This is a genomic window from Sphingomonas sp. Leaf10, assembly GCF_001421245.1.
Lineage (GTDB): Bacteria > Pseudomonadota > Alphaproteobacteria > Sphingomonadales > Sphingomonadaceae > Sphingomonas.
Map to the genome: position 1 here is coordinate 102,303 of NZ_LMKE01000011.1, position 10,335 is coordinate 112,637.

The following is a 10,335-nucleotide window of genomic DNA, read 5'->3' on the forward strand; positions in this document are numbered from 1 at the left end:
TGCCATGAAGATCGCCGATCTCATCACCGACACGCTGATCGCGGCGGGTGTCGAGCGGATATGGGGCGTGACGGGTGACAGCCTGAACGCGATCAACGACAGCCTGCGCCGGTCGGGTCAGATCGAATGGATGCATGTCCGGCACGAGGAGGTCGCGGCGTTTTCGGCCGGGGCCGAGGCGGCGGCGACGGGCAGGCTGGCGGTGTGCGCGGGCAGCTGTGGGCCGGGCAACCTCCACCTGATCAACGGGCTGTTCGATTGCCAGCGCAACCGTGTGCCGGTGCTGGCGATCGCCGCGCATATCCCGTCGAGCGAGATCGGGCTGAACTACTTTCAGGAGACGCACCCGACCGAGCTGTTCCGCGAATGCAGCCATTTCTGCGAAATGGTGCAGACGCCTGAACAGATGCCCGAACTGCTCCACCGCGGCTTACGTACCGCGATCGGGCAACAGGGCGTGGCGGTGCTGGTGATCCCCGGCGATGTGGCGTTGAAGGAGGCGCCGGAGAATGCACGCGCCGACTTCGCGACCCCCCTGCCCCCGCGCGTCGTGCCGCAGGTGCAGGAAATGGCGCGGCTCGCCGAGCTGCTCAACGGATCGCAGGCGGTGACCTTGCTCTGCGGCGCGGGTGTCGCCGGTGCGCATGGCGAGGTCGTGGCGCTGGCGGCGGCGCTGAAAGCCCCGATCGTCCATGCCTATCGTGGCAAGGAATGGATCGAGTGGGATAACCCGTACGACGTCGGCATGACCGGGCTGATCGGCTTTTCGTCGGGCTATCACGCGATGATGGAGTGCGACACGCTGCTGATGCTCGGCACCGACTTTCCGTATCGCAACTTCTATCCCGAAAAGGCGAAGATCGCGCAGATCGACCGCGACCCTTCGGCGCTCGGGCGGCGGGCGCAGATCGACATTGGCATCGTCGGGGACGTGCGCGAGGCGGCGGCGCTGCTGACCCCGCAGATCGCGCCCGATCGCTCCGACGCCTTCCTGACGAAGGCGCGGGCGCATTATGCCAAGGCGCGCGAGGGGCTGGACGACCTTGCGACGGCGCGGGACGGCGACAAGCCGCTGCATCCGCAGTTCGTGGCGAAGGTCGTCGACCGGCTCGCGACCGAGGATGCGGTGTTCACCGCCGACGTCGGCACGCCGGCGGTATGGGCGGCGCGCTACCTGACGATGAACGGGCGGCGGCGGCTGATCGGGTCGTTCAACCACGGGTCGATGGCGAATGCGATGCCGCAGGCGCTGGGCGTGCAGGCGGCCTATCCGGGGCGGCAGATCGTGTCGCTGTCGGGTGATGGTGGCCTCACCATGCTGATGGGCGACATGCTGACCGCGGTGCAGATGAACCTGCCGATCAAGATCATCGTCTTCAACAATTCGACACTGGGCTTCGTTGAGATGGAGCAGAAGGCGGCGGGTTATATCGACACCAATGTCGCGCTGAAGAACCCCGATTTCGGCGCGGTCGCGGCGCAGATGGGCTTTTTCGGCGCGCGGGTGACGCGGTCGGACGAGCTGGAGAGCGTGCTGCGTGCCGCCTTCGCCCATGACGGCCCGGCGCTGGTCGATGTGGTGACCGAGACGCTCGAACTCGCCATGCCGCCCAAGATACAGGCGGAACAGGTCAAGGGGTTCAGCCTCTACACGCTGCGCGCGATCATGAGCGGGCGCGGCGATGAGGTGATCGAACTGGCGAAGGCGAATCTGTTGCGGTGAGCGTTGCGGTCGGCGGTGGTGCCGATGACCGGTCGCGATCTGCGCGTGCATCCCAACGGGAGAGATAGCGGGATTTCTCGGCGAGGACGGAAAGGGCCATGTGTCGAGGTGTCGACATGTCTGATTGATGACAGGTCGGGATGTCCCGTTCCGCCCAGTTGCGGATGTTCGTTACTCCTCGCCACCTTGGAGTTGAGCAACGCCGCTTTCGCCTCTGATCAGCGCCAGCAGCTCCTGTCGAAAGGCGCTGACGCAATTGTAGGTCGTGAGAAAATAGAGGTTTGCCGAATTTGCCAGTTCATCTGCCTGCGTATCCTCATAGGGGTCGGCAAGAATGATACTGACGCGTATGCGCCCCGTGCGGTCATGCGGCTGAAAAGCGAGGCGCAAGTGGATCTGGGTTAGCCCGTCATCGGCAGCTTCGCTCCAATAGCCTCCCTGCAAGGTTACCACCATTCCCCACGGTAGGGGATAGGTCGCTAAGCGGTTTGCGAACTCCATCAGTTCGGAACGATTGAACCACGCGCTACTGCGACCGGCGAACTTTCCACTTTGCGCCTGTGCTATGAGTTGGCCATGTTCGGCATCTTCCGGTGCATACCAAATGCTAAGCGTGCTCATGCGTATTCCTCGCCCGCCGCGCCAGCATAGCACTATTTTTCGCAGTCACTTTGTCAGGCTCTTTCATTCAGCTGTCAACGTCCGCAATCACCAGTTGTGGACATCGAACGGCTATCGCATACATCGATGATGCGCAGCGGCCCCGCCAAGTCAGAACGGATGGAACTTCGCCGTGCACTTGGCGAGCGCAAGGCGCCTACAGTTGTCTCCATACCGTTGCATCGAGGTCCCGAATGCCTCTGGCCGCATGCTTGCTTCGACTGCCGCAAATCATGGAAGCGACCACAGGAGACCACAGTCAAGTGCCCACAATGCGGGGGTGATCTTCGTTGGATGGGGCGTGCCTTCCGAGTCCCGGCAAAGGATGACCGCGAGCAGTGGGCCAAAGTCCGCGCGCTTTGGTTTGCCGGCTTCCGCTTCATCAATCACACTCGCTGGCAAAACGCGGAGCCATTTCCTGAACGTCTGCGAGAGGTCGAGGATTTTGTTCGCAGGAACCCGCATCACCCGTTTCGAACGCAAATGACGGACGGAAGCTAACCACCAAAACAGGCCATTCCAACCTTTCCCACACTCCTTATGCCTGCCAGCATCGCCGACCGTCCCTGTCCGACCGCCGCTCTTTGACACTGCCGCTCCACGCAATGCGCAAATACGTGGCAAGTGTGACCTTTGTGACCTTTGGCGGAAATCCGCCAATCGCGACCCCGCCAAGCCTTGCCTGCACGCCACGGTTCCCGTGGCAGCAACCTGTCGACGACAGGTGCCCGGACAGCCTGTTTCGACGTGCCGACAGCTTGACCTGTCGGCATGTCGACACGTAGAAGCGCCGACATGCCGACGATAGCCATCATCAGCCAGAAGGGCGGCGCGGGGAAGACGACGCTGGCGTTGCACCTTGCCGCCGCGGCGCAGGCGTCGGGCCGGGTCGCGCTGGTCGTCGATACCGATCCGCAGGCGACCGCGAGCCAATGGGCGTCGTGGCGCGGCGAGGCGCCGCCCGAAGTCATCGACAGCCCCCCGCCCCGCCTGTCCGCCAAGATCGCCGCCGCACGTACGCAAGGGGCGGAGGTGATCGTGATCGATACCCCGCCCCATGCCGACAGCGCGGCGCGCGCCGCGGTCGAGGTGGCGGACCTGGTGCTGATCCCGTGCCGGCCGAGCGCGTTCGACCTGTCGGCGATCCAGACCACCGCCAAGCTGGTGCAGCTGCTGCGCCGCCCGGCGTTCGTCGTGTTCACCGCCGGCCCGCCCAATGCACCCCGCGTGTATCAGGAGGCGGGCGAGTTGGTCGACAGTTTCGGCACGCCGCCCTGCCCCGTGCTGTTGCCCGATCGTGCCGCCTATCGCCATGCCAGTGCCGAGGGGCGCACCGTCATGGAGAGCGAACCCGCCGGCAAGGCGGCCGAGGAGGTTCGCGAACTCTACAAGTGGACATGTCGACAGCTCGACATGCCGGCCCCCCGTTTCCGGAAAGGCAGCCGATGAGCCGCAAACCATCCTTCGCCAATCTGCGCGACCGTGCCCCCGCCCCGGTCCCGGCCGCGCCGGCACCCGTGGCGGCACCCGCCCCCGCCGATGCCAAGGGGCCGGCGAGCCGGCAGGGCCGCAAGCAGATCGCCGGCTTCTTCACCCCCGACATGTCGCTGGCGATGCACATGCTGGCGCGGCGACAGGATCGCAGCCTGCAGGCGTTGATGGCCGAAGCGTTCAACGACGTGCTGCGCAAATATGGCGAGAGCCCGATCGGCGATTGATGTCGACCTGTCGACCTGTCGGTCGGCGTCACCGCCGCAGGGCTGCATCGACCGGAACCAATTTGTGGCCGTATCGCTGATCCCGATCATGGACAGCGTCGGTTTGAGACGGCAAGAAACCTTATGGACCTGACCCGCGAACTCCTTGCCTATGCGATCATCGGTATCGTCGCGCTGATCGTCATACCCTGGGCGATTATCGCCTATCGTCGCCGCCAGCGCCGCCGCTTGCGCCAGCGCGGGATCAAGCGCTACGGCCACTGACGTCGACCTGTCGACAGGTCGATAGCGGCGTCAGTCGCGATGCTCGACCGTGTCGCCGGTGATCTCGGCCCAGGGCTGGCGGGTCTGTTCCCAGTCCGACACCGTGGGCGGCGGAAATGCCGGATCGGCAAAGGCGCCGACCGGGATCGCGATCTCGCCCGGCCGAGCATCGTTAGTATAGGCGAGCGTCGATCCGCAGGTCGCGCAGAAGCGATAGGTCGTCCGGGTGCCGTCGCCCTCCAGCGCCGACCAGCGACTGGTCGGCCCGTCCAGCGACACGCGGTCTTGGGCGAAGCGGGCGTCGACCGCGAACGCGCTGCCGCTGCGGCGTTGGCTGTCGGGGGAATGGTTGGCCAGCACGCGCAGCGGTGCGCCGGTGCAGATGGCACGGACCGAGCCGCAGCGACAGGTGGCGAGCCGCCGGGTGGTGTCGACCGGCGGAGCGTCCGGCACGGCGACCGGTTTCGCGATGAGGGTGCGGCGCAGCGGCTTGCCACGCATCGCATCGATATCACCGGGGGGCAGCGCGCTCATCGACGGTCACCGCGTGACGGCCCACGCGACCAGATGCGCCGGTGCGTGGCGGGACGATCGCGACGGTGCTGCGCTGGTTGCCGGCCGTCCACGGACAATCACGATCCTCGTTACCAATTCGTCCGACCTTAGGCCCGGTCCGTCGACCCGGCAACTGCCGTAAACCAGTCATTTCCGCCGCTATCGGCAATAATCCGAGGGGGATGGAAGCCGGCACCGGCCAGCAGCGCGCGATAGGCGCCCTTGCCCAGCGACCGCGACACCCGCCCGGTCAGCATGTCGCGCCACGTCGCAGCGATCCGCGGGGCGGTGAACAGGAAGCCGCCGCCCGCGTGCAGCGCCCGTCCGACGCGCGCGATCAGCGTCGCCTGTGCCGCCTCGGGCAGCAGGAACAACAGCCCGACCGCGACCGCGCCGTCGAAGCGGCGGCCGAAGAAGCGACTGTCCTCGGCGGCTTCGCAGGCGGTCTCGGCATCGGGTAGGGCGCGGCGGAAGGCGGCAAGCAGGGTCGGGGAGGGATCGATCCCGACGAGGCGGTGGCCCGCTTCGGCCAGCGTCGTCGCGACCGGCCAGCCACTGCCGCAGCCGATGTCAAGGATCGCCCCACCGACAGGCAGGGTACGGGCCCAGTCCCGCACGACCTCGACGCCGATGTCCGAGCGGACGGCAAGGAAGCGGTCGGCGATCAACTCATAGCCGTTCGACCTGTCGCTCATTCGACACCTCGACCTGTCGACATGTCGGGTAGCGTCAGGCGGAAGCATGTCGCGTGCGTGTCGTTGAGCGTCAGTTCGCCGCCATGGGCGCGGGCGATGCGGCGGGCGAGCGTCAGGCCGATGCCCGAGCCGCCCGCCTTGTCGGTGTGGAACGGGCGGAAGATGCGTGCGCGATCGGCGGCGGCGATGCCGAAGCCGCTGTCCTGCACCTGCGCCACGAAACCATGGTCGGCGCGCAGCGTCAGCGCGACCCATGCCGGCGCGTCCGCCGCGAGTGCGGCTTCGGCGCCGTTCTGGAGCAGCGCCCAGAGCGCCTGCACCATCTGGTCATGGTCGATCTGCGCCATGCCCTCGGCAGCGACGGTCAGCGTCACCGTTTCGCCGAACGGCCCGCGGAACAGCCGCGCGAGATCGTCGGCCAATTCGCTCAGCGCGACCGGGCCGGGCACTGGATCGGGCAGGCGTGCAAGCTCGCGATAGGCGCGGGTGAAGCCCTCCAACCCCTCGACGCGGCGGGCGAGGGTAGAAAGAATATCGCCGAGCATCGCGTCGCCGCGGGCGGCGGCGGTCATCGCGCTGTCGGCCAGCGACACAATCGGCGACAGGCCGTTGAGCAGTTCATGGCCGAGAATGTCGATCATCTCGTCGCTGGCGCGTTCCTGTGCGGCATGTTCCTCCGCCGCGATGTCGATCAGCGCGGCGAGGCGGGTGTCGGGGCCGAGCGTCACCGCATCGATCCGCCACCGCCGCCCGGCATGGCGCAGATGCCGCGCGACGGGATCAGTGAGGGCGGGTGGTGGCGCGGTCAGCCGGTCGTCGGCGACGAACAGCGCGCGCGCGGCGCGGTTGATCGCGCGGACCTGCGCCGCGTCGATGCGCAGCAGGGGGACGGGCACCTGATCAAGCAGCGCCGCGATCGGCAGCATTTCGCCGGTCGCAGCTTGCGGGGCGGGGAGGGTGGCGACGCGGCGCAGCGCGATCCAGCAGCCGAGCGCCAATGCCCAGGCGACGATGCCGAGCGTGCCGAGCAGCGATCCCCAAACGCCCGCCTGCCACGCCAGTACCAGCCCGGCCCCGCCCAGCGTCAGGGTGATGCCCGATCCGAGTGCTGCGAGCGTGCGGCGGCGTTCGGGGGTCAGCATGGGCGGTATTTCGCGATGCGCCGGCGGTCGCCGACCTTTGCCCGGATACTGGGGTGGGCGTGCAAGCGGTTCGTACCCCCGCGCAGGCGGGGGCCCCGGGTGATGAGGCACAACCGTGATTCCGCGTCGCTCTGGACCGCCGCCTGTGCGGGGGTACGGCAGAAGGTAGAAGGGCAGGGCCTACAACCCATGGCGCGCCATCCGCCGGTACAGCGCGCCGCGGCTCAATCCGAGCGCCGCCGCGGCATGGCTGACATTGTGGCGATGTTCGCGCAGTGCCGCCTCGATCACCGCGCGTTCGTTTTCGTCGAGGTCGAAGCGCACCGGCGCGTCCGCCGCGACGACCGCCACCGGCTCGGGCGCGAGCAGTGCGGTGTCGATCGTACCGTCGCCGAGCAGCACCGCGCGCTCGATCGCCACTGCCAGCCCGCGTACCTCATCGGGCCAGGGTCCGCGCACGATCCGCGCCTCGGCAGCGGGGGTGAAGGCGGGGACCGGCCGACCATGCCGCGCCGCCGCCATCCGCAGGAAATGGCGCGCGAGCAGCAGCGCGTCGTCGCCGCGTGTGGTGATTGGCGGCACGGCGATCTCGACCGTAGCGATGCGACGGGCGAGTGCCGGCAGGATGCCGCTCGCGCTGTCGGCAATGGCGATGCAGCGGGTGTCGGCGGGCAGCCGCGCCAGCAGCCGCGCCTGCGCGACCTCGCCCAGACGGTCGGGGTGACGCAGTAGGATCGTCGACGTGTCGACAATCTGATTCCATGCCGTATCGTCGCGCAGGTCGATGACCGGCATCGCCACCCCGGCATCGGCGGAGGCAGCGTGAAGTGCGGCGGCGGTCAGGCCGCGCCCCGATCCGGCGGGACCGGTCACCACCACCCCGGCCCGGGTCGGGCCGATGCGGCGGATCAGATCGCGCAAAGTCGCCATCGTCGCGCTGTCGCCCAACAGCCGCGCCGGTTCGGCCGTCGTCGGCTGCGGTGTTGCCGCGACCGGCACCTGCGCGCGTGCGGCGGTGGCGATGCGGGCGAGCAGGTCGGCATTGCGCCACGGCTTCATGATGAAATCGCGGGCGCCCGCGCGCATCGCCTCCACCGCGATGCGTACGCCGCTATGCGCGGTGATGACGACGACAGCTGCCGCCGGATCGTCGGACAGGATGCGCGCCAGCAGCTTCAGCCCCTCCGCGCCGTCGGTGCGCCCGGCGGCATAGTTCATGTCGAGCAGGACCACGTCGTAGCGGGCGGCGGCGAGCCGGGAGAGTGCCTCCTCCGGCGTCGCCGCGCTGTCGATGCGGTGGCCGCCGAGGCGCACCGCCAGCGCGATCGATTCGGCGACGCTGGCATTGTCGTCGATCAGCAGCACGTCCAGCCCGCTTGACGTGCCTAGCGCCTGTCCATTTTCGGACAGTGCGTCCGGACATGGACGGTCGCCTGTCCGTCCATCGGGTGAATATCGTTCTGGTATAGACACTTAGGATTTTCCGCCCGGATCGGTGACACTGTGTCCATGATGACCGAACCGACAGACGGCGCAAGCAGGGTGGAAACGGGGCAGGGGACGGCCCCCGGCGCGGCGATGGACCGTCGCGTCGAGCGCCCCCGCGCCCGCTGGTGGCGACGGCGTCCGCTATGGATCGCGGTCGCGGTGATGCTGGCGGCGGTGGCGCTGTGGCGGTTCCTGCCCGCCGCCGGATCGACCGATATCGATGCCGACCGGATCGAGACCGGCGAGGTGACCCGCGCCGCGTTCGACGATTACCTGCCGGTGCGCGGCGTCGTCGCCCCGCGGCTGACGACGCTGGTCGGGGTGCTGTCGGGCGGGCAGGTCGAAACACTGCTGGTGCAGGACGGGGCGATGATCGCCGCCGGACAGCCGCTGGCGACGCTCGCCAATCCCGAACTGCGCCTGGAAGTGCTGACACGCGAGGCGGCGATCGCCAGCCAGCTGGGCGCGGTGGCGGGCGAGGGGCTGGGGATCGAGCGCAGCCGGCTCGACCGCTCGGCGCAGGTCGTGCAGGCCGAATATGACCTCATTAAGGCGCGCCGCGACCTCGCCATTCGCCAGCAGCTGTTCGACAAGGGCATCGTGTCCGAAGCGGGCGTCGCCGGCTATCGCGCCGAGGCCGACTATCAGGCCCGCCGCCTCGCGCAACTGCGCGCCGGCAGCAGCACCGAGGCGCGGATCACCGCGACGCAGGGGGCGCGGCTTGCCGATACACAGGCGCGGCTCGCCGGCAATCTCGCGGCGGTGCGCGGCGGCCTCTCGGCGCTGACCATCCGCGCACCCGCCGCCGGGCGGCTGACCAACTTCACGCTGCAACCCGGCCAGACGCTCAAGCCCGGCGACCCGGCGGGGCAGGTCGATAGCGAAGGGTCGTGGAAGCTGGAGGCCGATGTCGACGAATTCTATCTCGGCCGCGTCGCGGTGGGGCAGAAGGCGCGGGCCGATGGCGCGACGCTGACCGTGTCGAAAGTCCTGCCGGCGGTGAAGGACGGGCGGTTCCGGGTCGAGCTGACGTTCGATCAGACCCCGGCCAACCTCAACCGCGGCCAGACCATCGACATCCGCATCACGCTGGGCGCTGCGTCCAAGGCAGTCGTCGCCCCGGTCGGCGGGTGGCTGGCGGTGGAGAATGGCGCCTTCGCCTTCGTCCTCGACACCGATGGTGCCCATGCCACGCGCCGCGCCGTCAACATCGGTCGCCGCAATCCGGAAGTGGTCGAGATCCTGTCGGGGCTGAACCCCGGCGACCGCATCGTCACCAGTAATCTGTCGACCCTGAAGGGCGACACCATCAACATACACTAAGGGGGGACCGATGATCCGTCTCGAAAATATCCAGCGTCGCTACATCTCCGACGAGGTCGAGACGACCGCGCTGGCCGACATCAACCTCCATGTCGAAGCCGGCGAGTTCGTCGCGATCATGGGCCCGTCGGGCTGCGGCAAGTCGACCTTGCTCAACACGCTGGGCACGGTCGATCGCCCGACCGGCGGCAAGTACCTGTTCGGTGAGCGCGATCTTGCCGCGCTCGATGAAAAGGACCTCGCCAAGTTCCGGGGATCGACGCTCGGCTTCGTGTTTCAGAGCTTCAACCTGATCGACGAGCTGACGATCGAGGAGAATGTGGCGCTCGGCCTCGCCTATCGCAGCGATGCGGGCGACCGGAAGGGGCGGGTGGCCGCCGCCATGGACAAGGTCGGCATCGCCCACCGCGCCCGTCATTTCCCGCACCAGCTGTCGGGCGGGCAGCAGCAGCGCGCGGCCATCGCCCGCGCGATCGTCGGCGATCCGAAACTGATCCTGGCGGACGAACCGACCGGTAATCTCGACACCGCCAATGGCGAGCAGGTGATGAACATTCTGGGCGCGCTCAACGACGACGGCGCGACGATCGTGATGGTCACCCACTCGCCGGCGCATGCCGACATGGCGAGGCGGCGCATCGACATGCTCGACGGCCGCATCGTCGCCAGCGCGATGCGCGCGATGTGACTTTCTTCTCCCCTCCCTGGACAAGGGAGGGGCGGGGGTGGGCGGCCCGCGAGGGACCGTAACGCCCGCCGCCGGCCGG

At 68.1% G+C, this 10,335-nt stretch carries 11 protein-coding genes; 6 read left to right on the top strand and 5 right to left on the bottom strand.

Annotation, left to right across the window (positions count from 1 at the left end):
* Nucleotides 1–4 precede the first annotated feature (4 nt).
* Nucleotides 5–1,723 (top strand): ubiquinone-dependent pyruvate dehydrogenase, encoded by a 1,719-nt coding sequence (gene poxB / locus ASE59_RS09955; RefSeq protein WP_056455637.1) that lies wholly within the window; start codon nt 5–7, stop codon nt 1,721–1,723.
* 171 nt (nt 1,724–1,894) lie between these two features.
* Here poxB and ASE59_RS09960 read toward each other — a convergent pair whose 3' ends face one another.
* Nucleotides 1,895–2,344 (bottom strand): hypothetical protein, encoded by a 450-nt coding sequence (locus tag ASE59_RS09960; RefSeq protein ID WP_056455639.1) that lies wholly within the window; start codon nt 2,342–2,344, stop codon nt 1,895–1,897.
* Nucleotides 2,345–3,178: 834 nt separating this feature from the next.
* On the opposite strand from ASE59_RS09960, the gene parA reads away from it, so the two are divergent.
* The 3 genes from parA (at nt 3,179) to ASE59_RS20355 (ending at nt 4,365) form a co-directional block, all read left to right on the top strand.
* The gene (gene parA / locus ASE59_RS09965) at nt 3,179–3,832 is read left to right on the top strand and encodes a ParA family partition ATPase (protein WP_056455641.1); all 654 of its coding nucleotides are present in this window, start codon (nt 3,179–3,181) and stop codon (nt 3,830–3,832) included.
* Nucleotides 3,829–4,101, top strand: a complete 273-nt coding sequence (locus ASE59_RS09970; protein ID WP_056455643.1) for a ribbon-helix-helix domain-containing protein — start codon at nt 3,829–3,831, stop codon at nt 4,099–4,101. The genes parA and ASE59_RS09970 overlap by 4 nt, the downstream gene beginning before the upstream one ends.
* Nucleotides 4,102–4,224: 123 nt before the next feature.
* A complete protein-coding gene (locus ASE59_RS20355; protein ID WP_200913223.1) occupies nt 4,225–4,365 on the top strand; it encodes a hypothetical protein in 141 nt (46 codons plus the stop codon).
* Nucleotides 4,366–4,395: 30 nt separating this feature from the next.
* Here the strand turns inward: ASE59_RS20355 and ASE59_RS09975 are convergent, their stop codons facing one another.
* The 4 genes from ASE59_RS09975 to ASE59_RS09990 form a co-directional block, all read right to left on the bottom strand.
* Nucleotides 4,396–4,899, bottom strand: a complete 504-nt coding sequence (locus tag ASE59_RS09975) for a GFA family protein (protein WP_235515713.1) — start codon at nt 4,897–4,899, stop codon at nt 4,396–4,398.
* 128 nt (nt 4,900–5,027) lie between these two features.
* Nucleotides 5,028–5,615, bottom strand: coding sequence for a class I SAM-dependent methyltransferase (locus ASE59_RS09980; RefSeq protein WP_056455645.1), 588 nt, complete (start codon nt 5,613–5,615; stop codon nt 5,028–5,030).
* Entirely contained in the window at nt 5,612–6,757 is a 1,146-nt protein-coding gene (locus ASE59_RS09985) for a sensor histidine kinase (protein WP_082458208.1), read from the bottom strand. Before ASE59_RS09985 ends, ASE59_RS09980 begins: the two co-directional genes overlap by 4 nt.
* A 180-nt stretch (nt 6,758–6,937) precedes the next feature.
* Nucleotides 6,938–8,122, bottom strand: coding sequence for a sigma-54-dependent transcriptional regulator (locus tag ASE59_RS09990; RefSeq protein WP_235515714.1), 1,185 nt, complete (start codon nt 8,120–8,122; stop codon nt 6,938–6,940).
* Nucleotides 8,123–8,269: 147 nt separating this feature from the next.
* Here ASE59_RS09990 and ASE59_RS09995 point away from each other — a divergent pair, with 147 nt between their 5' ends.
* A complete protein-coding gene (locus tag ASE59_RS09995; protein ID WP_235515715.1) occupies nt 8,270–9,568 on the top strand; it encodes an efflux RND transporter periplasmic adaptor subunit in 1,299 nt (432 codons plus the stop codon).
* Nucleotides 9,569–9,578: 10 nt separating this feature from the next.
* Nucleotides 9,579–10,256, top strand: a complete 678-nt coding sequence (locus tag ASE59_RS10000; RefSeq protein WP_056455647.1) for an ABC transporter ATP-binding protein — start codon at nt 9,579–9,581, stop codon at nt 10,254–10,256.
* The last annotated feature ends 79 nt before the right edge of the window (nt 10,257–10,335 follow it).

What these genes read in the sequence shown, in the direction of transcription:
- ASE59_RS09960 (WP_056455639.1), bottom strand. Translation starts at nt 2,344, where the DNA reads ATGAGCACGCTTAGCATTTGGTATGCACCGGAAGATGCCGAACATGGC.
- ASE59_RS09975 (WP_235515713.1), bottom strand. Translation starts at nt 4,899, where the DNA reads ATGAGCGCGCTGCCCCCCGGTGATATCGATGCGATGCGTGGCAAGCCG.
- poxB (WP_056455637.1), top strand. Translation starts at nt 5, where the DNA reads ATGAAGATCGCCGATCTCATCACCGACACGCTGATCGCGGCGGGTGTC.
- ASE59_RS09985 (WP_082458208.1), bottom strand. Translation starts at nt 6,757, where the DNA reads ATGCTGACCCCCGAACGCCGCCGCACGCTCGCAGCACTCGGATCGGGC.
- ASE59_RS09970 (WP_056455643.1), top strand. Translation starts at nt 3,829, where the DNA reads ATGAGCCGCAAACCATCCTTCGCCAATCTGCGCGACCGTGCCCCCGCC.
- ASE59_RS20355 (WP_200913223.1), top strand. Translation starts at nt 4,225, where the DNA reads ATGGACCTGACCCGCGAACTCCTTGCCTATGCGATCATCGGTATCGTC.
- ASE59_RS10000 (WP_056455647.1), top strand. Translation starts at nt 9,579, where the DNA reads ATGATCCGTCTCGAAAATATCCAGCGTCGCTACATCTCCGACGAGGTC.
- ASE59_RS09980 (WP_056455645.1), bottom strand. Translation starts at nt 5,615, where the DNA reads ATGAGCGACAGGTCGAACGGCTATGAGTTGATCGCCGACCGCTTCCTT.
- parA (WP_056455641.1), top strand. Translation starts at nt 3,179, where the DNA reads ATGCCGACGATAGCCATCATCAGCCAGAAGGGCGGCGCGGGGAAGACG.
- ASE59_RS09995 (WP_235515715.1), top strand. Translation starts at nt 8,270, where the DNA reads ATGACCGAACCGACAGACGGCGCAAGCAGGGTGGAAACGGGGCAGGGG.